The 24,681-nt window shown below is 65.9% G+C and carries 23 protein-coding genes and 1 pseudogene; 9 read left to right on the top strand and 15 right to left on the bottom strand.

What is annotated here, in order from left to right; all coding sequences use genetic code 11:
* Window positions 1–7 precede the first annotated feature (7 nt).
* The 3 genes from B3E91_RS19835 to B3E91_RS19825 all read right to left on the bottom strand — a co-directional run bounded on the left by B3E91_RS19835 (window position 8) and on the right by B3E91_RS19825 (window position 5,458).
* Complete coding sequence (locus tag B3E91_RS19835; protein WP_287031111.1) at window positions 8–1,768, bottom strand: type I secretion system permease/ATPase; 1,761 nt, start codon at window positions 1,766–1,768, stop codon at window positions 8–10.
* A 209-nt stretch (window positions 1,769–1,977) separates the two neighbouring features.
* Window positions 1,978–2,562 (bottom strand): heme acquisition protein HasA, encoded by a 585-nt coding sequence (locus B3E91_RS19830; RefSeq protein WP_090224498.1) that lies wholly within the window; start codon window positions 2,560–2,562, stop codon window positions 1,978–1,980.
* 115 nt (window positions 2,563–2,677) lie between these two features.
* Entirely contained in the window at window positions 2,678–5,458 is a 2,781-nt protein-coding gene (locus B3E91_RS19825; protein ID WP_287031110.1) for a TonB-dependent receptor, read from the bottom strand.
* Here B3E91_RS19825 and B3E91_RS19820 point away from each other — a divergent pair.
* Window positions 5,448–5,750, top strand: a complete 303-nt coding sequence (locus tag B3E91_RS19820; RefSeq protein WP_287031109.1) for a hypothetical protein — start codon at window positions 5,448–5,450, stop codon at window positions 5,748–5,750. The two genes, B3E91_RS19825 and B3E91_RS19820, sit on opposite strands and share 11 nt — an antisense overlap.
* Here B3E91_RS19820 and B3E91_RS19815 read toward each other — a convergent pair.
* From B3E91_RS19815 to B3E91_RS19785, 7 genes are all read right to left on the bottom strand, one after another.
* Window positions 5,744–6,712: a FecR family protein gene (locus B3E91_RS19815; protein ID WP_414708313.1), complete on the bottom strand. Its 969-nt coding sequence runs from the start codon at window positions 6,710–6,712 to the stop codon at window positions 5,744–5,746. The genes B3E91_RS19820 and B3E91_RS19815 overlap by 7 nt on opposite strands.
* Window positions 6,713–6,797: 85 nt before the next feature.
* Window positions 6,798–7,298: an RNA polymerase sigma factor gene (locus B3E91_RS19810; RefSeq protein ID WP_287031107.1), complete on the bottom strand. Its 501-nt coding sequence runs from the start codon at window positions 7,296–7,298 to the stop codon at window positions 6,798–6,800.
* 147 nt (window positions 7,299–7,445) lie between these two features.
* Complete coding sequence (locus B3E91_RS19805; protein ID WP_287031106.1) at window positions 7,446–8,081, bottom strand: SCO family protein; 636 nt, start codon at window positions 8,079–8,081, stop codon at window positions 7,446–7,448.
* A complete protein-coding gene (gene cyoE / locus B3E91_RS19800) occupies window positions 8,078–8,977 on the bottom strand; it encodes a heme o synthase (protein ID WP_287031105.1) in 900 nt (299 codons plus the stop codon). Before cyoE ends, B3E91_RS19805 begins: the two co-directional genes overlap by 4 nt.
* 109 nt (window positions 8,978–9,086) lie before the next feature.
* Complete coding sequence (locus B3E91_RS19795) at window positions 9,087–10,142, bottom strand: COX15/CtaA family protein (RefSeq protein ID WP_287031104.1); 1,056 nt, start codon at window positions 10,140–10,142, stop codon at window positions 9,087–9,089.
* A gap of 140 nt (window positions 10,143–10,282) precedes the next feature.
* Window positions 10,283–10,852, bottom strand: a complete 570-nt coding sequence (locus B3E91_RS19790; RefSeq protein ID WP_287031103.1) for a hypothetical protein — start codon at window positions 10,850–10,852, stop codon at window positions 10,283–10,285.
* Entirely contained in the window at window positions 10,827–11,597 is a 771-nt protein-coding gene (locus B3E91_RS19785) for an SURF1 family protein (protein WP_287031102.1), read from the bottom strand. Before B3E91_RS19785 ends, B3E91_RS19790 begins: the two co-directional genes overlap by 26 nt.
* Before the next feature lie 26 nt (window positions 11,598–11,623).
* Between B3E91_RS19785 and B3E91_RS19780 the strand changes: the two genes are divergently transcribed.
* Window positions 11,624–11,827: a DUF2909 domain-containing protein gene (locus tag B3E91_RS19780; protein WP_090224513.1), complete on the top strand. Its 204-nt coding sequence runs from the start codon at window positions 11,624–11,626 to the stop codon at window positions 11,825–11,827.
* A 239-nt stretch (window positions 11,828–12,066) separates the two neighbouring features.
* Here B3E91_RS19780 and B3E91_RS19775 read toward each other — a convergent pair whose 3' ends face one another.
* The 4 genes from B3E91_RS19775 to coxB form a co-directional block, all read right to left on the bottom strand.
* Window positions 12,067–12,957 (bottom strand): cytochrome c oxidase subunit 3, encoded by an 891-nt coding sequence (locus B3E91_RS19775; protein ID WP_273230989.1) that lies wholly within the window; start codon window positions 12,955–12,957, stop codon window positions 12,067–12,069.
* Between the two features lie 22 nt (window positions 12,958–12,979).
* Complete coding sequence (locus B3E91_RS19770; RefSeq protein ID WP_287031101.1) at window positions 12,980–13,531, bottom strand: cytochrome c oxidase assembly protein; 552 nt, start codon at window positions 13,529–13,531, stop codon at window positions 12,980–12,982.
* 76 nt (window positions 13,532–13,607) lie between these two features.
* Complete coding sequence (gene ctaD / locus B3E91_RS19765; RefSeq protein WP_286786647.1) at window positions 13,608–15,266, bottom strand: cytochrome c oxidase subunit I; 1,659 nt, start codon at window positions 15,264–15,266, stop codon at window positions 13,608–13,610.
* A 4-nt stretch (window positions 15,267–15,270) separates the two neighbouring features.
* The gene (gene coxB, locus B3E91_RS19760) at window positions 15,271–16,395 is read right to left on the bottom strand and encodes a cytochrome c oxidase subunit II (protein ID WP_090224519.1); all 1,125 of its coding nucleotides are present in this window, start codon (window positions 16,393–16,395) and stop codon (window positions 15,271–15,273) included.
* Window positions 16,396–17,071: 676 nt separating this feature from the next.
* Between coxB and B3E91_RS19755 the strand changes: the two genes are divergently transcribed.
* From B3E91_RS19755 to B3E91_RS19725, 7 genes are all read left to right on the top strand, one after another.
* On the top strand, window positions 17,072–17,683 hold the full coding sequence (locus B3E91_RS19755; RefSeq protein ID WP_287031100.1) for a CDP-alcohol phosphatidyltransferase family protein: 612 nt from the start codon (window positions 17,072–17,074) through the stop codon (window positions 17,681–17,683).
* A gap of 24 nt (window positions 17,684–17,707) precedes the next feature.
* A complete protein-coding gene (locus tag B3E91_RS19750) occupies window positions 17,708–19,477 on the top strand; it encodes a bifunctional alpha/beta hydrolase/class I SAM-dependent methyltransferase (protein WP_287031099.1) in 1,770 nt (589 codons plus the stop codon).
* Window positions 19,474–20,805, top strand: a complete 1,332-nt coding sequence (locus B3E91_RS19745; protein WP_287031098.1) for a phosphatase PAP2/dual specificity phosphatase family protein — start codon at window positions 19,474–19,476, stop codon at window positions 20,803–20,805. The genes B3E91_RS19750 and B3E91_RS19745 overlap by 4 nt, the downstream gene beginning before the upstream one ends.
* Window positions 20,802–21,236, top strand: coding sequence for a hypothetical protein (locus B3E91_RS19740; RefSeq protein WP_287031097.1), 435 nt, complete (start codon window positions 20,802–20,804; stop codon window positions 21,234–21,236). Before B3E91_RS19745 ends, B3E91_RS19740 begins: the two co-directional genes overlap by 4 nt.
* A gap of 10 nt (window positions 21,237–21,246) precedes the next feature.
* Window positions 21,247–21,891: a lysophospholipid acyltransferase family protein gene (locus tag B3E91_RS19735; protein ID WP_287031096.1), complete on the top strand. Its 645-nt coding sequence runs from the start codon at window positions 21,247–21,249 to the stop codon at window positions 21,889–21,891.
* Window position 21,892: 1 nt separating this feature from the next.
* Complete coding sequence (locus B3E91_RS19730; RefSeq protein WP_287031095.1) at window positions 21,893–22,819, top strand: phosphatidate cytidylyltransferase; 927 nt, start codon at window positions 21,893–21,895, stop codon at window positions 22,817–22,819.
* A gap of 324 nt (window positions 22,820–23,143) precedes the next feature.
* Window positions 23,144–23,851 carry a hypothetical protein gene (locus B3E91_RS19725; protein ID WP_287031094.1) on the top strand — a complete coding sequence of 236 codons (708 nt, stop codon included), beginning with the start codon at window positions 23,144–23,146 and terminating at the stop codon, window positions 23,849–23,851.
* Here B3E91_RS19725 and B3E91_RS19720 read toward each other — a convergent pair.
* Window positions 23,817–24,656, bottom strand: a pseudogene (locus tag B3E91_RS19720) (PA0069 family radical SAM protein); the annotation flags it as partial. The gene B3E91_RS19725 and the pseudogene B3E91_RS19720 sit on opposite strands and share 35 nt — an antisense overlap.
* Between the last annotated feature and the right edge of the window lie 25 nt (window positions 24,657–24,681).

Genomic DNA, 24,681 nt, shown 5'->3' with positions numbered 1-24,681 from the left:
CGAAGGCTCAAGTCGTCGGCTGGGTGCCGTAACTCATGCTGATGCCGGGCGCCACTTTCAGCGCCGCCGTGGCCTGCGGGCGGGCTGCGGCGTGCAGGTCCTGCATGACCCGCGCGGCGGGGCCGAACGCCTGCATCTGGCCGGCGCGCAGGAGCAGCAGCTTGTCCGCCCCGGCGAGCAGGGCCGGTTTGTGGGTGATCAGTACCAGCGTTCGCTTGTGCTGCCTGAGCTGGTCGATGGCCGCGAGCAGCGCCTTCTCGCCCGCTTCATCGAGGTTGGCGTTGGGCTCGTCGAGCACGATCAGCGCCGGCAGCCGATACAGCGCGCGGGCCAGGCCGACACGCTGCTTCTGTCCACCGGAAAGGCCGCTGCCGTTCTCGCCGAGCAGGGTGTCGTAGCCCTGCGGCAGCGCCAGGAGCAACTCGTGCACACCGGCCATCCGCGCGGCCGCGACCACCTGTTCGGCATCCGTTTCGCCGAAGCGGGCGATGTTCTCCGCAATGCTGCCGGCGAACAGCTGCACGTCCTGCGGCAGGTAGCCGAGATGCGGGCCGAGGGCCTGCCTGTCCCACTGGTGCAGATCGGCGCCGTCCATGCGCACCTTGCCGGCCAGCAGCGGCTGCGCGGCCACCAGCACGCGCGCCAGGCTGGACTTTCCGGAACCGGAAGGGCCGAGCACGCCGAGCACCTCTCCGGGCTCGAGGGCGAAGCAGATGTTGCTCAGCACCGGCTGGCGCGTTCCCGGCGCGCAGGCGCTGACCCGCTCGAGCTGCACGGCGCCGAGCGGCGCGGGCAGCGCCATGACGGTGGGTCGGGGCGGGTTGTTGCGCAGCAATTGGGCGAGGCGCTGGTAAGCCAGGCGCGCGGATACCCATTGGCGCCACACGCCGATCAACTGGTCCAGCGGGCTGAGTACCCGCCCAACCAGAATCGAGCCGGCGATCATCATCCCCGGTGTGATTGCACCGGACACCGCCAGCCAGGCGCCCAGGCCAAGCATCAGCGACTGCAGGGCCAGGCGGGTGGTCTTCGACCAGGCGCCGATCAGCGCGCTCTTCTCGCTGGCGAGGTTCTGCTGATAGAGGAACGCCTGGTGCTCGCCGAGCCAGCGCTGGCGCAGGCTGCCCAGCATGCCCATGGCCTCGATGGTCTCGGCGTTGCGCAGGTTGGCGCTGGCCCGCTGGCTGGCGCGGATGGAAATGCGCCCGGCCTCGGCCAGCGGCGCACCGGACAGATGCTGGTTCAGCCAGGCCAGCAGCGTAAGCACGACCGCGCCCAGCGCCGCCAGCGCACCCAGCCAGGGATGGAAGAGGAAGATCACCAGCAGGTAGACCGGGAACCAGGGCGCATCGAAGAAGGCGAACAGCGAATTGCCGGTGGCGAACTGGCGCAGGCTGGTGAGATCGGCCAGCGCCTGCCCGGCCGACAGGTTGGCGCTTTTCAGGTTGGCCTCGAACGCCGCCTCATAGACCCGCTGGTTCAGGCGCATGTCCATCTGCGTGCCGAGCCGGATCACCACCTGGCTGCGCACCCATTCGAGCACGCCCATGAAGGCGAACAGGCCGAGCATCATCAGCGTCAGCATGGCCAGGGTCATTCGGTTGCCCGAGGCGAGGACGCGGTCGTAGACCTGCAGCATGTACAGCGACGGGGCGAGCATCAGCAGATTGATCACCGCGGAAAACAGGCCGACGCTCCACAGCGCGCCCTTGAACGCACGCAGCACGTCGATGATCTCATCGCCCGCCTGGCGATCCGCGCGGGTCATCGGCGCGGCTCCGGCAGGCATGCGCGGCGGGCGACTGCCGCGCACGGCGCGCGCGCAGGGATCGGGGTCATTGCGCTCATGATTGACTCGCTATCGCAGCGGGCTGGAAAATTCGCGGGCCACGCAACCGCTCTCGGCAAAAGCTCGGTTGCGTGGTTTTCCGGGCGGGTAAAAGAGCGATCTTTTATCCGCTTTTTACTGCGTGGCGATCAGGCGGCCAGCAGGTAGTCGTCGGCGGCGGATACGCCCACCAGCGACGCACTGCCGAGATCGGCCAGGGTGTCGCCGATGTCCACGCCGTAATCGGTCTCGAGCACGCTGAGGAGCTGGTCCACCGAGGCGCCCATCAGGTCGTTGATGAGCGTATGCACGTCGCCGGCGTGCCCTTCCAGCAGGGCGCTGGTGATCGGATCGTCGAAGCTGATGGTGAGGAACGGAGAGTCGACGCTGCCATCGGCATTCAGCCCACCGCCGAAGGAGATGCTTTCCAGGGTGCCGTAGAGGGTGTGCGGCGTGGCGCCCGGCACGGTCGAGCCGCTGATCGGCGGGAAGTAGTAGCTCAACTCGCCGCTGATGCTGAAGGCGTAACCGCTGCCCGTGGTGAACGCATAGGTATCGCCGCTGAAACCGGAGGCCACGCCGCCGGTGTAGAACCCGCCCGTGTTGCTCGGATGGGTCCCCGGAATACCGTCGGCGCTCCAGTTGTAGAGCACATCTTCCAGCGTGGAAGTGGAACTGTCGCCGAACGGGTAGTCGGTGCTATCCAGGCTGTAGGTAAAGCTTGCAGTTGCCATTATGCAGTCCTTCATATCACGTGGCCGCGATGGGCCGTTCATGGAAAACGCCACAGGCGCTTTGACGAGACGGTAGAGTCGATACCGCCATTCAAACGACCGACAGGGCGGTCATTTAGAATTTCACTTCAATGGCTGTCTGAACGGTGCGTCCGGGCGCATAGGTCCGGGTGAACATGTCCGAGTAGCCGCTCAGGTAGTTTTCATCGCGTATGTTTTCCACGGCCAGGTTGATGGCCACGTTCTTGACCACCTGGTACCTGGCGTAGAAGTCCCAGGTCGTATAGGAGTCCCAGAGGTTGTCGTCACCCGCCCAGTTGCTGGGCTTGGCGCCCTCGCTGCGGTTGTAGCGGATGCCCATGTCCAGCGCGTCGTTGAGCAGGCGCATGCCGAGCTGCGCTCCGTGGCGGTCCATGGGAATGGCGCGCGTGGCGCTCATGACCGTGCCGACCCCGCACATCGTCTGTGCGTCCAGCATCGCCTCGTACGAGCTGTAACCGGCGGCCACCGCCTGGTTATGTTGCGGGGTCATGGAGCCGTCTTCGTTGGGCTGGTCGTAATGGCTGATCTGGCTGCCCAGCGGGCGCAGCTTCTTGCAGAAATCATTTTCACCGCCGATGTAGCGGGTGGCATTGACGCCGCCGTAGAACAGGCCGGCGTCGTAATTGGCCTCCAGCTCGAGGCCACGAAACCGCGTCACTTCGAGGTTGTTCACGAAGAAGACGTTGCTGTCCGAATGCGTCAGCGATCCGGGCACCGCGTTGGTCAGGCCGGTGAACATGAAGTTGTCGACCCTGGTGTCGAAGTAGGCCAGTTTCAGCCCCAGCCGGTCGTCATCCTTGAGCAGGTCGCGCTGCAGGATGTTGAAACCCGCTTCCCAGCTCGTGGAGCGCTCGGAATCGAGCAGCGGGTTCGGGTACATCGTCGCCGAGGAGCCCACGGCGTGGTTGCCGCCCCACAGGGTTTCGGTCAAGGCCGGCGGGCGGTACGCCTTGCCCCAGTTGGCGAACAGCTCCAGCCAGTCCAGCGGCCTCCATGAAGCGGAAGCGAAGGGCGAGAAGCGCCCTTCGCTTCGATCGACTTCTTCTTCCCTGACCACCGACTTGTCCGTCCACGACGGCGCGAAACGCGTGGAGGTGTAGTAGTTCTCGCCGCTGGTGGAACTGACCCAGCTGGCAATCGCGTTCACATCGCCCTGCCGACCCAGCGCACAGCCGTTCCTGTTGGTCGAGGAGTTCTGGTTACGTGCGCAGAAGTAGTTGGTGAACGCCGACAGGCGACTCAGGTACTGGCTCTCCACCCCGGGGACATCGGCCTCTCCCCGCAGGTGATACCAGTCATAACGCAGGCCCACCTTCAGGGTGACCGGGCCCTTTTCAACGGTCAGCGAGGAGAACGCGCTGGCCACGTCACGCAGGCCATTGGGGTTCAGGTTGTTGCCGGCGAGGTCGTCCAGGTAGGCAGTCGTCACGCCGTTGCGCGCCGAGGCGTTGCTCGATTTCCCTTCGTCCTGGAACCACTCGATGCCGTAGTTGGCGGCCAGCTCCGCGTTCGCCGCTTCGAGGTGAAAGCGCGAGGTGTTGTCCAGTTGCAGGCCCAGGGTGTCGGTGCGGCTGATCGTCGACCGGCGCATCCCCGCCAGGCAGTAGGACTGCCAGCTCGACGACACCGTGGCGCCGGTGCAGTAGCCATTGTCCCAGGCGAAGTCGTTCAGTTCGCCGGGCCGGGGCTCGACCGTGCGGTGGTTCTCGGTGCTGACGTAGTAGAGCTTGAGCTTGAGGTCGATCAGCGGGTTGTCCGGCCTGAACACCCAGTCCATCGCATAGGAATCGGACTTCGCGCTGGCGTCGCCATAGTCTTCCCAGCCGGCGGCGGTGTTCTGGTCCCAACTGGAGGTATTGGTGTAGGAGAGGTCGGTGCCGGTATAGGTGAGCTGCAGGCTCTGGTCGTCATCGATCTTCCAGCGCGCCTTGGCCAGCCAGGAATCCTGGTGCTGATCGGAAAACGCCACTTCGTCGATCTGCTGCTGGCCCGAGGAAACCGCCGAGGTTTCCCAGGAGCGCCCGCGATTGCCGATGGCGTAGTCGCCCAGGCTCTTCTCGCTGCGTGCGAAGAGGATCTCGAAGCGCTCGTCGAAACGCTCGGCCAGCGCCGCGCTGCCCTGGAAATTGATGCCATTCGCGTAGCCGCCAATGCCCGTCCCGGCGCGCAGGCGAACCCCGTGATCCTCGCCCGGCAGGATGATGTCGTCGTAATCCAGCGTACGGAAATCCGCGCTGCCGGCAATCGCGTTGGCGCCGTGCACGCCGGCAATCGGGCCCTTCTCGATGACCACTTCGCTGAGCAGCTCGGAGTCGATGTACAGGTCGCCGTTGCGCTGCTGGTGACCACTTTCCACGTGGTTCTGGCGCATGCCGTCGATCATCATGTTGACCCGGCCGAAGTCCTGCATGCCGCGGATGTTCACCGACAGCGCGGGGTCCTGGCGGTTGACCGCACTGGTTACCCCCGGCGTGTCCACCAGCATGTCGGCGGCATGGTGCGGCGGACGCTTGTCCATTTGCTCGCGGGTGATCACGCTGACCGACGCCGGCGTCTCGTAGATCCAGTCGCTGGCTTCGTCCGCGTGCGCGCTCACGCTGAGCGTGCCCAGCTCCAGCGCACCGGCGGGATTGGCCAGGCGCTGCAGGCTGACGCGACGATAATCGCCGAACCGGTAGGTGACCGGCGTTCCAGCGAGCAGCCGGGCAAGGCCGTCCTGCGCGGTATAGCGACCTTGCACTTGGCTGCCGCGCAGGCCGTCCAGGGTGCGGCTGTCGAAGAACACCTGGAAGCCGGACTGCTCGGCGAAACTGAGCACCGCGCTGCCCAGCGCCTGCACCGGGATGTCGAACATCACCGTCGCCTCGGTCCGCGCGACGGGCGCGACGGGCGTGGTCTGCGCCGGGCTGCTCGCGGCCCAGCCGCAGGCGGCAAATCCCATGATCGCGGCGCAAGCCATCCCCCCCGGGGACCTGCGCGGTTTTCCTTCGATCCTCATCCGTTTCCCCTGGCCCTTCCTGTGTGTTATTCGCTTAATGCAAATCACTCTCAACAGGAAGACGCGCCAGGCGGAGAAACTCAGTAATACGATCAGGAATTTTTTTGCGGCTTTAACAGCGGTGGATGACGAACCGTCGACTCAGTAGAGGAGCGTCAGCCCCGGCAGGCCAACGCGGCTGGCGCCCAGCTCCCTGGCCAGGGTATCCAGCGCGCTGTCCAGGCTGTCGAGGCGGAACATGCCGCTGACTTCGCGCCGTGCGAGGTCCGCATCGGCGATCACCAGATGGCCGGGCCGGTAGCGATTGATCTGCGCGACCACCTGCTGCAGCGGCACCGCCTCGAACACCAGCATGCCGCGTCGCCAGCCGGTGGCGCGCTGCAGGTCGACCTGCAACGGCTGCACGCCGTGCTCGGCGTCGTAACCGGCACTCTGTCCCTGCTGCAACACCCGCTCGCGGGTGCCGTCGCGAGGCTCGTGCTCCAGGCTCACCCCCACGCGGTGCTCCAGCACGCCGGTCCAGGCGCCGCCGTCGCGCAGGCCGACGACGAACTGCGTACCCAGCGCACGGCTGCTGCCGCCCGCGCCCTCCACCACGAAGGGACGCGGTTCGGCGGCACTCACCGGAGCAGGGTGGAAATAGGCTTCGCCCCTGAGCAGCCGCACGCGCCGCTCGCGGTCGCTGAAGGCCAGGTCGATGGCGCTCTGCGCATCCAGCTCGACGAGGCTGCCGTCGGCCAGGCGCAGCGAGCGAATCTCGCCCGTGCCGGTGGACTCGTCGGCGAGCAAGGGTACGAGCCTCTGCGAACCCTGCTCGATGCCCAGGCCGAGCGCCAGCAGGAGGCTGGCGGCAATCGCCAGGCGGCGCAGCAGTCGTCGTGGCACGAGCCTCGCGTGCGAGGGCATGGCGAGGGGAATCGTCTCCACCGGCGCCGCGCCGAGCTGGCCGAGGGCGGACCAGGTGTCCTCGGCGAAGGCCAGCGCCAGGGCATGCCGCGGGTCCCGTTCGCGCCAGGCGCGCAGCTCCTCGGCGGCGTCGGCGGGCAACTCGCCCGCGCCGAGACGGACCACCCACAGGGCGGCCTCCTCGCGTATCTCCTGCTCGCGCATGTCCTGACTGGTCACGGTGTTCTCACGGTTTCTGGTTATATGCAGTATGACGCGCTACCGGCGGCGACTCGGTAATCGGCGCTCCTCACGGCGCTTGCAGGCGCTGCATGACGTGCGCCAGCGCCTTCGCCAGGTGCTTCTGCACCGAACTGTCGGAGATGTCCAGCTGCCGCGCCACCTCGGCGTAGGTCAGGCCTTCCAGGCGGTTGAGGCGGAAGATCTCGCGGGTTCGCGGCGGCAATTCGGCGACCGCCGCGTGCAGTTGCCGGGTGCGGCGCTCGGCGATGGTCTGCTCGTCCAGGCCCGGGCGCTCCTCGACGATATCGTCGAGGTCCTCCTGCGGCACCGAGTCGGTCCTGTGCCGGCGCTGCCGGCGCACGTGGTCGATCAGCAGGTTCTGCGCCGTCCGGTAGAGCCAGGCCTGGGTGTTGTCGATGTGCTCCTTGCCGTACCGCTCGGCCAGGCGCAGGAAGCTCTCCTGAACCAGGTCGGCAGCCAGTTGGGGATCGCTGCCCTTTCGCCGCAGATAGCGCTGCAGCGCCTCGGCATGCTGGAGAAAGAGGCTCTTGAGATCGGACTCCGACAAGCGAATTCCTGCCGCTGGGGAGGGATGAAGGAAGCGGCATCTTACGTTTTGTTGAGAATCTATTTCAATTGGGAATAGTTACACCGACGTCCTTCTCCGTCGGCACCACGCGATCCGCGCGAGGGCTCGGCGCCCATCGCGGCGAACTCACCCCTCGCTGTTGAGCAGCGCCGGCAGCTGTGCGGCGAGCTTCTGGCTGTTCAAGGGCGCGCGGATGAAACCGCGCTGGCGACCGTCGGGCCCGATGATGACCAGGTTGCCGCTGTGGTCGACGGTGTAGCCGGGTTTGCTGGTGTCGGCCGGGATGAACGGGATGCTCACGCCGTTGGCGAGGGTCTGGATGCGCTCCAGTTCCCCGGTCAGGCCGATGAAGCTGGGGTCGAAATAGCCCAGGTACTGCTTGAGCTGCTGCGGGGTATCGCGGTTCGGGTCGACGCTGACCAGCACCACGCGCAGCCGCTCGCGCGCCTCGGCCGGCAGCAGGCCCTTGACCTCGCGCATCTGCGCCAGCGTGGTCGGGCAGATGTCCGGGCAGAAGGTGTAGCCGAAGAACAGCAGGCTCCAGCGGCCCTTCAGCTCGTCCACCGCGAGCGCCTTGCCGTCCTGGTCGGTCAGGCTCAACGATGGCACCTGGCGCGACTGCGGCAGCAGGATGATGCCGGCATCCAGCAGTTGCGCCGGGTCGGCGCCCCCTCGACGGTCGAGCACCTTGTGCACGGTGAGGCCGATCACCAGGGCGATCAGCGCGACGAGAACGAAAACGGTCTTGTGGATGCGGGTCATAGGCTCACGAACAGGTAATGGTCGATCAGCAGCGCGATGAACAGCCCGAACAGATACAGGATGCTGTACTTGAAGGTCGCCATCGCGGCGTGTGGCCGGCTGTCCCGGTAGAGCATCCAGGCCCAGTACAGGAAGCGCCCGCCAAGGGCGACCGCGCAGGCCAGGTAGAGCATTCCGCTCATGCGGATGACGAAGGGCAACAGGCTGACGGCGAACAATACCAGCGTGTAGAAGAGAATGTGCAGCTTGGTGTAGTGCACACCGTGGGTCACCGGCAGCATCGGAATATCGGCCTTGGCGTACTCGGCGCGCCGGTGGATCGCCAGCGCCCAGAAGTGCGGGGGCGTCCAGGCGAAGATGATCAGCACCAGCAGCAGCGGTTCGGCGGACAGCTGCCCGGTCACCGCAACCCAGCCGAGCAACGGCGGCGCCGCCCCGGCCAGCCCGCCGATGACGATGTTCTGCGGCGTCGCGCGCTTGAGAAAACCGGTGTAGATCACCGCGTAACCGAGCAGCGAGGCCAGCGTCAGCCAGGCGGTCAGCGGGTTGGTGAAGGCCAGCAGCAGCGCCTGCCCGGCCACCGCCAGCGCCAGAGCGAAGGTCAGTGCCGCGGCGGGCGCCACCCGGCCTTCGGCCAGCGGCCGCTTGTGGGTACGCGCCATCAGCGAATCGATGCGGCGATCGACCACATGGTTCACCGCCGCCGCGCCGCCCGCGCACAGCGCGATGCCCAGGTTGCCGAACAGCAGCACGCTCCAGGCCACTCCGGCGCGGCTCGCGAGGAACATGCCGACCAGCGAGGTGATCAGCATCAGCAGCACCACCTTGGGCTTGGTCAGCTCCAGGTAGTCGCGCCAGGTGGCGGTGTTCGAGCGGGTGTTGGCTGTGGTGTTCATGGGGAACTCCTCTGTGGTCGAGGGACGTCTCCCTCACCCCGTCCCTTTCCCGCTGGAAAGGGGTTGATCGTGCAATACCTCGTTTGCTTCACGGCGTGGCCGGGACGCGCTAGATCCGCATCCCCTGCGCCGCCGGCCGGGACGCCAGCGGCACCCGCGCGCCGAGCGATACGCGATGCCGCACCCGACCAACCCGCAGCCGATGGTTCACCAGCAGCAGCACCAGCAGCAGGCAGGCGCCGCCGCCGTTGTGGGCGACCGCCACCGCCAGCGGCAGGTGCAGCAGGACGTTGCTCAGGCCGAGCCCGATCTGCAGCGCCAGCGCCGCCAGCAGCACGCCGGCGTAGCGTGCCAGTCCATGGCGGAACAGCTGCGCGGCGAGTGCCAGCAGCGCCACGCTTACCGCCAGCGCGCCGGCACGATGGGCGAGATGGATCGCCGTGCGCGCCTCGCTGTCGAGCTGGCCACCCAGGTAGTTCGGACCGATCTGCTGGCTGAGGTGAAAGCCGTTGGCGAAGTCCGCCTGCGGCCACCATTCGCCGTGGCAGGTCGGCAGGTCGACGCAGGCCACCGCGGCGTAGTTGGAACTGACCCAGCCGCCCAGGGCGATCTGCCCGATCACCAGCGCCAGCCCGGTCGCGGCCAGCCGGCGCAGGTGGACGGGCAGTTCGGGACGCGGGGCGAAGGCGCCGGACAGGCGCAACGTCAGCAGGAACAACAGCCCCAGCGTGGCGAAACCGCCGAGCAGGTGCGCCGTCACGACCTGCGGCCAGAGCTTGAGCGTGACCGTCCACATGCCGAACGTCGCCTGTGCCAGCACCACGCCGAGCAACAGCAAGGGCAGGCCCAGCGGCCGCTCGCTGTCGTCGCGGTGACGCAGCGCCTGCAGCGCCAGGGCGAACACCAGCAGCGCCAGCATCCCGGCGAAATAGCGGTGGATCATCTCGCTCCAGCCCTTCTGCGCCTCCACCGGCGCCTCCGGGAAACGCAGCTCGGCATGCGCCAGCTGCGCCTCGGTTTGCGGCACGTGGATGAAGCCGTAGCAGCCCGGCCAGTCGGGGCAGCCGAGGCCGGCGTGGGTCAGGCGCGTGTAGGCGCCGAGCAGGATCACCAGCAGGGCGAGCAGCGTGGCGAACAGGGCGAGGCGAAATCCGGGACGAGCCATGGGGGCGACTCCTGTTGTTGTTCTTATGGTCAGCGGTGCTTCGTTGTGCAGCGACTCCAGAGACTCAAGCCTCGCGAGCCAGAGCCAGCCAGGACATTTCCAACGCGGTCCGGCCGACGCGCAGCAGGCCGCGATCCGGCTCAGCCGATGCGCGAGATCTTCAGCAGCAGCCGCAGGTCGTTGAGGATCGACTTGCCGTTGGCCCCGGCGCCGTAGCGCAGCACCAGGTTGCCGTGCGGGTCGACGATCCACAGCTGCGCGGCGCCGTCGGGCTGGGCCTGTCGATAGAGCTGCGGGTCCAGCGGGTAGCGCTGCAATTGCGGGTACTCGCGGCGCAGGCGGCTGGCGTATTCCTCGTCCAGCGGCTGCGCGCTGGCCAGCGCATGGCTGCCGCGGTCGGCATCGCGACCCAGGCCGATGTTGATCTGCCGGGCCAGGTAGACCAGTTGCCGGCAGTCCTCGGCGCAGCCCTGCGGCGCGGTGACCAGCAGTTGCCAGTGGCGGTCGTCGCCCTGCACGCCGAGGCTGGCGCGGCTCTGGCCGTCACCCAGCAGCTCGCCGTGGTAGTTGCGCCCGTCGGGCACCCAGAAGCGCCACTGGTACATCGCGGTGGCGAGCACCATCGGCCCGATCACCACGAGGAGGATCAGCAGCAGTTGCAGACGGCCGCGCCGCGGCGGTGCCTCATTCAGGGCGTAGGCTGAGTGCATGGCGAGTCTCCCGCGCGTTGTGGATTCCGAGGTAGACGAACAGGGCGACGAGCGCCGCGGCCAGGGCGAACCACTGCACGGCGTAGCCGAGGTGACGCTCCGGGCCCATGCCGACGATCGGCCAGTCGACCGCATAGCTGGCCGGTCCGGGTTCCAGGCGCAGCTCGTCGGCCAGCCCGTCGATGCCCAGCTCGCGCCAGAGGCCGGCGGCGTCGACGTGGTTGACCAGGCGCGGCCAGTCGTGGCCCTGGATGTCCTTCAGCTCGAAGCTCGCGCCCGGCGGCTGGTAGAGCCAGGCAACCAGCGCCTGCGCGCCGTCCGGCGTACTGAAGCGCACCGGCTCGCGGCGGTCCGGCCAGGCCAGCCAGCCACGATTGACCAGGACCCAGCGGCCGCTGTCAGTGTCGCGGAACGGCTGCAGCAGTTCGACGCCGGCCTGCCCGGCCTGGATGCGGTTATCCAGCAGCACGCTGTGGCGTTCGTCGAAATGACCGTGCAGGCGCACGCGGCGGAAGGCCCTGTCCGGCATCGCCTGCAAACGCGCCAGTTCGAGCGGCGCGGCGTTGCGCCGGGCCTCGTGGTCGCCCAGCAGTTCGCGCTTCTGCTCGGCGCGCGACAGTTGCCAGCAGCCCAGGCCGAGCAGCACCGGCAGCAGCGCCAGCACCACCAGGCTGGGCAGCCAGCCGGGCTGGAAGCGCCGCCGGGCGCCGGCCCGGAGGCCGGAGAGCGAGTGACTATACTGCACCGCGTTGCCCCTCCTCGGAGTCCGCCATGCTCAAGGCCGCGATCCTCCTGTTGCTGCTCGCCACACTGGTCAGCCTGTTCAGCGGGCTGTTCTTCCTGGTCAAGGACCAGGGCCGGGGCCAGCGCCTGCTCGGCTCCCTCTACCTGCGCGCCACCTGCGCCGCGCTCACCCTGGCGCTGGTCGCCTGGGGTTTCTACAGCGGCCAGCTGACTTCGCAGGTGGCCTGGTAGCGCCCTCAGCGGGCCGTAGGGTGGGCTTCAGCCCACCATCGTCCAGCCGAATAGCCGTGTATCGCGTGGGCTGAAGCCCACCCTACGGCCTGAAACGGATCGCCGCGCGGCCCACCCTAGGATCCAACGCCCCGTAGGCTCACAGTTTGTAGGGTGGGCTTCAGCCCACCATCGTCCGGCCGAATAGCCGTGTATCGCGTGGGCTGAAGCCCACCCTACGGCCTGCGCCCTGCATTCCCTCAGAGCACGTAGACGAAGACGAAAAGCCCGATCCACACCACGTCGACGAAGTGCCAGTACCAGCTCGCCGCCTCGAAACCGAAATGCTGATCGGCGCTGAAATGCCCGCGCAGGATGCGCACCAGCATCACCGTGAGGATCAGTGCGCCCATGGTTACGTGGGCGCCGTGGAAGCCGGTGAGCATGAAGAAGGTGGCGCCGTAGATCCCCGATCCGAGGGTCAGACCCAGCTCGTGATACGCCTCGATGTACTCGGTGACCTGCAGGGCGATGAAGCTCGCGCCGAGCAGGATGGTCGCCGCCAGCCAGAGCTTGAGTGGCTTGCGCTGCCCCTTCTTCAGCGCGTGGTGGGCGAAGGTCACGGTGAAGCTGGAGCTGACCAGCAGCAGCGTGTTGATCAGCGGCAGCTTCCACGGGTCGATCACGCCCTTGGGCGCCGGGAAGAGCTTCGGGTCGGGGTTGTTCAGCAGCGGCCAGCTGTACTCGAAGTTAGGCCAGAGCATGTGCGCCACGCCCTTGGCGCCGTCGCCGGCCAGCCAGGGACCGGCCCAGTAGCGCACGTAGAACAGCACGCCGAAGAACGCGGCGAAGAACATCACCTCGGAAAAGATGAACCAGCCCATGCCCCAGCGGAACGAGCGGTCCATCTGCGCGCTGTAGAGCCCGGCGCGGCTCTCGCGCACGACGTTGCCGAACCAGCCGAACAGCATGTAGGCGATGAACAGCGCACCGACGAAGAAGATCAGCGGGCCGTGGGATTTCTCCCGCGCCGCCGACAGGTCGTTGAACCAGGTGCCCAGGCCGAACACCGTGATCAGCAGGCCGAGGGTGGCGATGATCGGCCATTTGCTCTGCGCCGGGACGTAATACTCTTCATGGGGTGGCGTCATTTTTCTTCTCCTTGGCCCCTGATCAACCGCCGTTGAGGGCGAAGGGCGGCTTGCGCGCGGTGATGTCGAACAGCGTGTAGGCCAGCGTCAGGTGGTGCACATCGCGCGGCAGGTCGCGGTCGACGATGAAGCGCACCGGCATCTCGATGCGCTCGCCCGGCTGCAGCATCTGCTGGGTGAAGCAGAAGCACTCGGTCTTGTGGAAATACGCCGCCGCTTCCGAGGGCGCGATGCTGGGTATCGCCTGCGCGGTCATCGGCCGGTCGCTCGGGTTGCGCGCGACGAAGAGCATCTCGCCCACCGCGCCGGGGCTGAGCACCAGTTCGTCGGCCTTGGGATGGAACTCCCAGCCCATGTCGGCCGAATTGGTGGCGAGGAACTGCACGCGCACCTGGCGCGCCTCGTCCACCACCTGGCTGCCCTGATAGGCGTTGCCGGACGGCTTGCCGTTGATGCCGAAGGCGTCGCACATCACGTCATAGAGCGGCACCAGGGCGAAGCCGAAGGCGAACATCGCCACCACCAGGACCAGCAGGCGGCCGATCAGGCGGCGGGTGGGGATAGGCTCGCTCATGGCCTGCGCACTCCGTCGCTCGGAGTGGTGCGCGCGGCGCACCCTACGTTTGCATGCGCACCGTGGCGTAGCGCACTCATGGCAGCACCTCATCGCCCGGACCCTTGCGGTGTTCGTGCACCGGGTTCATGTCCGGCGGCACCTGGAAGGTGTGGTAGGGCGCCGGCGAGGGGATCGTCCACTCCAGGCCTTCGGCGCCGTCCCAGGGTTTGGCCGGCGCCGGCTTGCCGCCGCGGATGCACTTGATGACGATGAACAGGAAGAAGATCTGCGTGGCGCCGAAGGTGAAGGCGCCGATCGAGGAGATCATGTTGAAGTCGGCGAACTGCAGGTTGTAGTCCGGAATGCGCCGCGGCATGCCGGCCAGGCCGACGAAGTGCATCGGGAAGAACGCCATGTTCATGCCGACGAAACTCAGCCAGAAATGCAGCTTGCCGAGGGTCTCGTCGTACATGTGCCCGGTCCACTTCGGCAGCCAGTAGTAGGCCGAGGCGAAGATGCCGAAGATCGCGCCGGGCACCAGCACGTAGTGGAAGTGGGCCACCACGAAGTAGGTGTCGTGGTACTGGAAATCCGCCGGGGCGATGGCCAGCATCAGCCCGGAGAAGCCGCCGATGGTGAACAGGATGACGAAGGCCACGGCGAACAGCATCGGCGTCTCGAAGCTCAGCGAGCCCTGCCACATGGTGCTCACCCAGTTGAACACCTTCACCCCGGTCGGCACGGCGATCAGCATGGTCGCGTACATGAAGAACAGCTCGCCCACCAGCGGAATGCCGACCACGAACATGTGGTGCGCCCAGACGATGAACGAGAGGAAGGCGATGGCCGCGGTGGCGTAGACCATCGAGGTGTAGCCGAACAGCGGCTTGCGCGAGAACGCTGGGATGATCGAGCTGACCGCGCCGAACGCCGGCAGGATCATGATGTACACCTCGGGATGGCCGAAGAACCAGAACACGTGCTGGAACAGCACCGGATCGCCGCCGCCGGCCGCGCTGAAGAAGCTGGTGCCGAAGTGGATGTCCATCAGCATCATGGTCACCACGCCGGCCAGCACCGGCATCACCGCGATCAGCAGGAAGGCGGTGATCAGCCAGGTCCAGACGAACAGCGGCATCTTCATCAGCGTCATGCCGGGCGCACGCAGGTTGAGGATGGTGGCGATCACGTTGATCGCGCCCATGATCGAACTGATGCCCATCAGGTGGATGGCGAAGATGAAGAAGGTCACGCTCTCCGGCGCGTAGGTGGTGGACAGCGGCGCATAGAAGGTCCAGCCGAAGTTCGGCCCGCCGCCCTCCATGAACAGCGTGCTCACCAGCAGACCGAAGGCCGCCGGCAGCAGCCAGAAGCTGAAGTTGTTCATCCGCGGCAGCGCCATGTCCGGCGCGCCGATCATCAGCGGAATCATCCAGTTGGCCAGGCCGACGAAGGCCGGCATCACCGCGCCGAAGACCATGATCAGGCCGTGCATGGTGGTCATCTGGTTGAAGAATTCCGGCTGCACGATCTGCAGCCCCGGCTGGAACAGCTCGGCGCGGATCACCATCGCCATCGAGCCGCCGAGCAGGAACGCGCAGAAGCTGAACCACAGGTACATCGAACCGATGTCCTTGTGGTTGGTGGTCAGCACCCAGCGCATCAGGCCCTTGGCCGGGCCGTGGTGGTGGTCGCCGTGGGCCTGTTCGACATGGCCCGGTTCTACGCGACCCGGTTCGATGACTGCGCTCATGTCGTCACTCCTCAGATTGTTTCAGGGCCAACACGTCTTTGGGCGTGACCATGTCGCCCTTGGCATTGCCCCAGGCATTGCGCTCGTAGGTGACCACGGCGGCGATGTCGACTTCCGAAAGCTGCTTGCCGAACGCCGCCATCGCGGTGCCGGGCTTGCCGTGGAAGACGATGCTCAGGTGCGCCTCGATCGGGCCGGTGGCGATCTTCGAGCCCTTCAGCGCCGGGAACATCGGCGGCAGGCCCTGGCCTTCGGGCTGGTGACAGGCGGCGCAGGTGGTGTGGTAGACCTTGTCGCCACGCGCCACCAGTTCTTCCAGCGTCCAGTCCTTGGCGGTGAGTTCCTTGACCTTGGCCGCCTCGGCCTTCTTGGTGCCGAGCCAGGCGTCGAAGTCTTCCTTGCTCTTCGCTTCCACCACCACCGGCATGAAGCCGTGGTCCTTGCCGCACAGCTCGGTGCACTGGCCGCGGTAGATGCCGGGCGCATCGATGCGCGTCCAGGATTCGTTGATGAAGCCGGGGATGGCGTCTTTCTTCACCGCCAGCGCCGGCACCCACCAGGAATGGATGACGTCGGCCCCGGTGATCAGGAAGCGCACCTTGGTGCCGACCGGCAGCACCAACGGCTCATCCACCTCCAGCAGGTAGTGCTCGTCCTTGGCCTGCTGGTTGTGGATCTGCTCGCGCGGTGTGGCCAGGTTGCTGAAGAACTCGACGTCCTGGCCCAGGTACTTGTAGTGCCACTTCCACTGGTAGCCAGTGATCTGCACGTCCAGTTCGGATTCGGTGGGGTCGTAGATATGGATCAGCGTGCGCGTGGCCGGCACGGCCATGACGATCAGGATCAGCAGCGGCACCACCGTCCAGAGGATTTCGACGCGGGTGTTCTCGTGGAAGTGCGCGGGCTGCTGCCCGGTGGAGCGGCGGTGGATGAGCATCGACCAGAACATCGCGCCGAAGACCAGCACGCCGATGACGACGCAGATCCAGAAGATGGTCATGTGCAGATCGAAGACCGAGCGGCTGACCTCGGTCGCGCCGGGCTGCATGTTCACCGTCCAGGCCGCCTGGGCCTGGCCGATCAGCAACCACAGCGACGTGCACATCCAGACACGTGGATGTCGCATCATTGCGGGTTCCCCTTCTTGTTCTTGTTATTTCCGCCAGCACGGCTGGTGGCCAAGGGAACGGCTGCGAGACTACGGACTTCGACGGCCGATAAACCTCGGCAGGTGCACGCCGGGCTTCTCAGGTAACGCCTTTCGAATCCGAGTATAGACGTCGACTTTGTGCTCGCAACGCAGATGTTGCGCGACGTTCGCCGTTATATCCCGGCCGTATAACTGGGATGTAATTATGCCGAACCGGTCTGATAGGGCCGGCTGGAACGACTACGTTGTCTGCTTCGTTAGCCCCCGTGAACACCTTCGCCTTCCGCGACCTGATCCAGCGCGCCCGGCGCAAAGAAGCCGGCACCGTCGACTTGGGTCGACTACGAGGGCCCTGTACCAGACTTATCCCTGGTCGATATCGCAACACGCCAATGCCCCCCGCATGACTCACTGTGGGTGCGCTGCGATTTCGCGAACGGGTCGAGGACGTGACAGTTTCCTCGCCAACTCACGCTCTGCTTGAGCCGACAACACCGGTGGTGCCGACCGAGGCGGAAATTCCCGTACCGCATGGCCTGAGGGCAACCACTTTGCTGGCAGGCAACGCCTTGTCCGGCAGCGGCCGGCCACTACAACGCGCCGTCTTTTCTGGGTAAAGTCCGTCCTGTGCCTGTCCCGCCCTATCGAGCGCTCCATGCCGTCGATCTACGACCTCAAGCCCCGCTTCCAGAACCTGCTGCGCCCATCCGTTACCCGCTTGCATGCCAGAGGCATCACGGCGAATCAGGTCACCCTGTTCGCCTGCGCTATCTCTCTATTGGTCGGTGCCGTGGTGGCGTTTTTTGCGGAACACACCTTGGTTTTTGCGCTTCTGCCGCTGTGGATGCTGCTGCGCATGGGCCTGAATGCGGTGGATGGCATGTTGGCCCGTGAGTTTGGCCAACAGTCGCGCCTGGGGGCTTACCTGAACGAAATTACCGACTTGCTGGCGGATGCCGCGTTATACCTGCCATTCGCCTGCCTGGCGGGGGTGTCGGGCGCAGCAGTGGCGGCTGTAGTGCTGCTGGCCTGGCTGAGCGAGTACGCAGGCGTGCTGGGGCTGATGGTGGGTGCATCACGCCGTTACGACGGCCCGATGGGCAAGAGTGACCGCGCTTTTGTGTTTGGCCTGCTCGGTTTCCTGCTTGCCATTGGTGTGCCGCTGCAGAGTTGGCTGACGTCAGTCATGGCAGTGCTTGCGGCCCTGTTGCTGTTCACTACCTATAACCGCGTCAAGCGCGGGCTGGCGGAGCAACCTGCCGGCTAATACAACGCAGTTGGAGTTCTACGGATGGACACTCAACGCCTGCAACACCAAGCCACGTTTCCGACCCATGACGGTGTAGAGCTGTTTTACCGCTACTGGCCCGCACTCGATACCCTCGCCCACACCCCGCGTAAAGCCATCGTGCTGCTGCACCGTGGCCACGAACACTCGGCGCGCATGGCGCACCTGGTAGACGAGTTGGCCCTGCCCGACTTCGACTTTTTCGCCTGGGACGCGCGTGGCCATGGGCACTCGCCGGGCGAGCGTGGCGACAGCCCGAGCTTTGCCGCCAGCGTGCGTGATGTCGACGATTTCATCGCCTTTATCCAACGCGAGCATGGCATCGCCATTGAAGACATCGGCGTGGTCGCACAAAGCGTAGGCGCCGTGCTGGCTTCCACCTGGGCCCACGATTACGCGCCACGTATTCGCTGCATGGTGATGGCTTCGCCGGCCTTCGACATAAACCTGTATGTGCCGCTGGCCCGCCCCGGCCTCACCTTGCTGCGAAAGCTCAAAGGCAACTTCTTTGTTAAGAGCTACGTGCGCCCGGGCATGCTCACCCATGACAAGGCCCGCGCTGACAGCTATGCCAGCGACCCGCTGATTGCCAAGGCGATTTCGGTGAACCAGTTGCTCGGCTTGTATGAGGCCGCCGACCGCGTGGTGGCCGACGCCGAGGCCATTCAGGTGCCGACCCAATTGCTGATTTCCGGCGCCGATTTTGTGGTGAAGCGCAAACCCCAGGAGCTGTTCTTCCAACGCTTGGGCACCCTGCAAAAAGAACGTCACCTGCTGCCCGGTTTCTTCCACGACACCCTGGGCGAAGCCGATCGCCATCTGGCCGTGAGCAAGGCGCGCGGCTTTATCGAGCTGCTGTTCAGCCAACCGTTCAGTCGTCCGCAACTGCTGGATGCCGACCGCATCGGCTTTACCAAGGCCGAAGCAGAAGGCCTGGCCACGCCGTTGCCGGCGCTGTCGCCAGCCAGTTTGTACTGGCGCACCACCCGCGCGTCCATGGGCCTTGGAGCAAAACTGTCGGCAGGCGTGAAACTGGGCTTCGACACCGGCTTCGACTCCGGCAGCACCCTGGATTATGTGTACTGCAACACGCCATCGGGTACCGGCGCGCTGGGGCGTCTGATCGATACCAACTACCTCAACTCCATCGGCTGGCGTGGCATCCGCCAACGCAAGGTGCATATCGAGGAGCTGCTGCGCGACGCCCTGCAACGCTTGCAGGAACAGGGCAAACCGACACGCATCGTCGATATCGCCGCCGGCCACGGCCGCTACGTATTGGAAGCCTTGCAAGGCTTGGGACAACGGCCGGACTCGATCCTGCTGCGCGACTACAGCGACCTCAACGTCAGTCAGGGCCAGGCGCTGATCAACGAAAAGGGCCTGGGTGATACTGCCCGGTTCGTCAAAGGCAATGCCTTCGACCCGGAGAGCCTGGCCAGCCTCGACCCCAAACCGACCCTGGCGATTGTCTCTGGCCTGTATGAGCTGTTCGGCGACAACGACATGGTCAGCGGCTCGTTGGGCGGCCTGGCGCAGGCGGTCCAGCCCGGTGGTTATCTGATCTACACCGGCCAGCCATGGCACCCGCAGTTGCAGCTGATTGCCCGCGCGCTCACCAGCCACCGCGATGGGCAACCCTGGGTGATGCGTCGCCGCACGCAGGCAGAAATGGATCAGTTGGTGGCCGCAGCAGGCTTTCGCAAAGTCACCCAACGCATCGACCGGTGGGGCATTTTCAGCGTCAGCCTGGCGCAGCGCGTGCAGCCATGAGCGAGGCTGACCATCCGCGGTTGAGCGTCGGTCAGCGCTTCCCTCGGGCGCTGATGTGGCTGGTGATTCTGGCCCCGCTGTTCTTCGCCACCTACAGCTTCGCCAACTGGTTTACCAGCCAGCGCGCCGGGGTGGGCAGCCTGGTGTTCGGATGGGAAAAGCACACGCCGTTCTGGGCCTGGACCATCGTGCCCTACTGGTCCATCGACCTGCTATACGGCCTGTCGCTGCTGCTGTGCACCACCCGCCATGAGCTGGATATCCATGCCCGCCGCCTGCTCACCGCGCAGGTGGTGGCGATCAGCGGCTTTCTGCTATTCCCGCTGACCTACACCTTCGCGCGCCCGGAAATGACCGGTTTCTTCGCCTGGATGTTCGAAGTGCTGATGGGCTTCGACAAGCCCTTCAACCAGGCGCCGTCGCTGCATATCGTGCTGCTGATCGTGCTCTGGGTGCGTTACGCCGACCACACCCCCAAAGGGCTGTGGCGCTGGCTGCTGCATATCTGGTTTGGCCTGATCGGACTGTCGGTACTGACGACCTACCAACACCACTTCATCGACCTGCCCAGCGGTGTACTGGCGGGATGGCTGTGCGTGTGGGCATGGCCGCTGGACCGTCCCAGCCCGCTGGCGCAGTTGCGCTGGCAGCGGCAGCCACGGGGCCGGCGTCTGGGGCTCTATTACGGCGTGAGTGGCCTGGCGCTGGGCGCTCTGGGGATGAGTGCGGGCGGGCTGGGCTGGTTTCTGTCCTGGCCGGCGCTGGCGTTACTGCTGGTGGCGCTGAACTACCTGCTGGTAGGCGCGGCGGGTTTTCAAAAACACCGCAACGGCCAATTGAGCTGGGCGGCGAATTTTCTCTTCGGCCCGTACCTGATCGGTGCCTGGCTCAACTCCCGCGCCTGGACAGCCAAACAGCCAAAACCCGTGCAAGTGGCCGACGGCGTATGGCTGGGCCGTATTCCCAACAAGGGCGAGCTGGACACCACACCGATAAAAGCGATTGTCGACCTGTGCGCCGAATTGCCCTGTGCCATCGAGGGCCGCGCCTACACCGCCCTGCCCACCCTTGACCTGCTGCCGCCCAGCCCCGAGTTGCTAAGCGCGGCGGCCGAGGCCATTGAGGGCGCCCGCGCCCATGGGCCGGTGCTGGTGTGCTGCGCGTTGGGGTATTCACGTAGCGCAGCGGCCGTGGCGGCGTGGCTGCTGAGCAGTGGGCGGGCAGCCACCCCCGAGGCAGCCCAGGCGCTATTGCAACGGGCCCGCCCCGGCGTGGTATTGCACGAGGAACACCTGCGCAACTTGGCCTCGATGAGAGCAACGGCATGAGCGACCCGCGCTTGATGAGCTGTGCCCGCCTGCTGGAGCAGGGTCGGCGGCTGGACCAGTTATCCACGGGCCTGAGCCTGGTGGCGCTGGCCGGCGCGGTGCTGGCAGTCGTCCTGGCCAAGCTGCCGCTGGTGGCCGTACTTCTGTTGCTCTCCCTGCTGGCAGGGGCGCTGGAAAAGTACTGGGCGCTGCGGGTGGGCTTTGATGCCGCGCTGTTCTCCCGCATGGCCGAGGCCACCGACCTGCACGCCGCCACCCGGCAGTTGGACGATGGCCTGCACGCCTTGGGTCTGCTGCCAACCCGCAACAAAGGCCGCGACTGGGCGCTGCGCTGCCAGGGTGCACTGGCGCTGCTGCGTAACCAGGTGCTGAGCCTCGCGGCCCAACTACTACTGGCAGCTGCCGCTGTGCTGGCTGGCGCCTATTTCTAGAGGACTGTGTATGTCACGTGTCTCCGACTACAGCTGGCGTGGCGCGTTTGTCGCCCGCCTGATCATCGGTTTCGCCGCCGCCATTACCGGTGCGCGAGCGTTGTGGGTCGGCTGCGCGCCAGACCCGAGGCCACGGGTTTACTTCGCCAACCACAACAGCCACGGCGACTTCGTGCTGCTGTGGTCCTCTCTGCCCGCCCACATGCGCGGCAGCACCCGGCCCGTGGCCGGCGCCGACTACTGGGGCAAGGCCGGTGTACGCAGCTTTCTGATCAATAAAGTGTTTCGCGGCGTGCTGATCGAGCGCACCCCCACCGCCGAAGGCCCGAACCCCATCGAGCAAATGAGCGCAGTGCTCGAGCATGGCGAGTCGCTGATCCTGTTTCCCGAAGGCACCCGGAACCTGGAGGACGGCTTGCTGCCGTTCAAAAGCGGCCTGTTCCATCTCGCCACCCGCTGTCCCGACGTGGAGCTGGTGCCGGTGTGGATCGACAACCTGAAACGGGTGATGCCCAAGGGTCGTACCCTGCCCTTGCCGCTGCTGTGCACCCTGACCTTCGGCACGCCACTGCACGTGCAGGAAGGCGAAACCAAAGCCGATTTTCTGACCCGCAGCCGCGAGGCATTGCTGGCCCTGACGCCAAAGGAAGCCTGACATGGACCGGCAAACCCTCAACGTATTTATCGCGGTAGGCCTGTTCCTGGCCCTGGCCTCGCTGGTGGGCCAACTTCTGAAATGGAAGAAGGGCGCGACTCCGGTCATCGCCAACCTCAATGCACGTATCAACGCCTGGTGGGTGATGGTGGCGGTGTTGGGGCTGGCATTTTTCTTCGGCAAAACCGGCGTGCTGGTGCTGTTTTGCCTGCTGTCGTTTTTTGCCCTGCGTGAGTTCCTGACCCTGACCCAAACCCGCGCTGGCGACTACCCGGCGCTGGTGGCGGCGTTCTACTGCGTGCTGCCGTTCCAGTACTTTCTGGTGTGCATCGAATGGTACGGGCTGTTCAGCATTTTCATCCCGGTGTTCGTGTTTCTGCTGATGCCGTTCCTGGCCTCGATTGGCGGTGATACCACGCGCTTTCTCGAACGCACGGCCAAGGTGCAATGGGGGCTGATGATCTGCGTGTTCAGCATCTCCCACGTGCCGGCGCTGCTCAACTTGAGCATCGCCGGCTATGAGGGCCGCAACCTGCTGCTGATCGCCTTCCTGGTACTGGTGGTGCAGTCGTCGGACGTGCTGCAGTACATCTGGGGCAAGCTGTTCGGCAAAACCAAGGTGGCACCCAATCTGTCGCCATCGAAAACCCTCGAAGGTCTGATTGGCGGCGTAGCCTCAGCCACCCTGCTGGGTGGTGCCCTGTTCTGGATGACGCCGTTCAGCTTCCTGCAGGCGCTGTACCTTGCCTTTGTCATCTGCCTGATGGGCTTCATTGGCGGGCTGGTGATGTCGGCGATCAAGCGCGACCGGGGCGTGAAGGATTGGGGACACATGATCGAAGGCCACGGCGGCATGCTCGATCGGCTGGACTCGGTGTGTTTTGCCGCGCCGGTGTTCTTCCACCTGGTTCGGTACAACTTCACCTGAAGGTGCGCACGGCGCACCCTACGACATCGCTGGCGCCTTGCTCGACGCGCCAACAGCTGCAGTCTGCGGTAATCGCGTGGACGGGCTGGCTGGCGACGTCGGTGATCTGGGCTTAGATGGCCGATAACCTTCGGCGGGTGCATGCCGGGCATTGCCCTTCGAACCCGGATACAGACACCACCCCGAGGCCCGCAACGCAGGCCGAGCGCGGCATCCGGCGTTATAGCCGCCTCGCATAACCGTGTTGTAATTATGACGATCCGGTCTGATGTAGCTGATCGGAACGGCTATGTTGTCTGCTTCATTCGCCATCCTGGAGCCTCCATGAACACCCTCGCCTTGCGCGATCTGATCCAGCGTGCCCAGCGCCAGGAAACCACCACCGGCGACCTCGCCCGGCAGCTCGAGGCGCGGCTGTTGCGCCTGCACCCGTCGATCCAGCTGGGCGTGCACGATCATCGCGGGGTGCTCGCGCGCTTCGTCGAGCGCTATGTCGAACAGGTTCCGGCGATGCTGGAGGCGGCCGCGCGAGTGGCGGAGGACGCCGGCCTCGAGGCGCAGGTGAAGCCGCTGCTGGCAACCGCCAACACCTTCTTCGTCGAGCCCGGCGCATCGGCGGAGCGCAATAACCTCGGCGCGCTGCTCGACGCCGCCTACCTCGCCCATCGCCTGGTCGAGGAGATCAACGACCGCTACATCGCCCACCTCGGCCGGCCGCTGACGCCGCTGGATACCACGGTGGCCAACCTGATCGCGCACCAGCTGATCGGCGAGCGCTATGCCAACGATCTGGACCGGGCGGTCGCCGGCGCGGTGGCCGGGCAACTCGGCGCCGAGGTGTTCGAGAGCGGTGCGGTGCGGGCGTACCGGCTGCAGGTGGAGCTGCAGGAAGACGGCGCCGACTGGCCCGAGCTGGCGCGGCAGCTCGGCGTCACCCTGGCGCTCGACCTGGCGGAAATCGCCGAAAACCTGCCGCGCCCGGACGACGCCGCACCGGCTACAGCAGGCTCATCTGCCTACCGGGCACACTGAACAGGCTGCAATCCAGTCCCTCGTCGCCGCTGCGCTTATCCAGCCCCAGGCGCCGGCTGGCGAGCTTGAAACGCTGCGCCAGCAGGTCGGCGAAATGCCCCTCGCCACGCATCCGCGTACCGAAGCGGCTGTCGTAGTCCTTGCCGCCGCGGGACTGGCGGATCAGGCTCATCACATGCTCGGCGCGCTCGGGAAAGTGCGCCGCCAGCCACTCCTCGAACAGCCCGGCGATCTCCAGCGGCAGACGCAGCAGGACGTAGCCGGCCGAGCGCGCCCCCGCATCGCGCGCGGCTTCCAGCATCGCCTCCAGCTCGCGGTCGTTGATCATCGGGATGATCGGCGCGGTCATCACGCTGACCGGTATGCCGTGCTCATGCAGCGTGCGCATCGCCCGCAGGCGCGCACCGGGCGAGGCGGCGCGCGGCTCCATGATGCGTTTCAACTCGTCGTCCAGGGTGGTCAGGCTAAATGCCACGCTGACCAGGCGCTGGCTGGCCAGCTCCTGCAGCAGGTCGAGGTCGCGCAGGATCAGCGAGCCCTTGGTGATGATGTGCAGCGGATGCTTGTGGCGCAGGAGGATTTCCAGCGCGCGGCGGGTCAGGCGCTGCTCGCGCTCGATCGGCTGATAGGCGTCGGTGTTGATGCCCAGGGCGATCGGCTGCGGCACGTAGCCGGGCTTGGCCAACTGCTCCTCGAGCACGTCGGCGAGGTTGGTCTTGGCGATCAGCCGGGTCTCGAAATCGATCCCCGGCGAAAGGTCCCAGTAGGCGTGGCTGGGCCTGGCGAAACAATAGATGCAGACGTGCTATGTTATTGGTTCCACTCTCCAA

Source organism: Pseudomonas sp. UBA6310 (genome assembly GCF_002438225.1).
GTDB lineage: Bacteria > Pseudomonadota > Gammaproteobacteria > Pseudomonadales > Pseudomonadaceae > Pseudomonas_O > Pseudomonas_O kuykendallii.
This window is presented reverse-complemented; position numbering and strand designations above follow the sequence as displayed.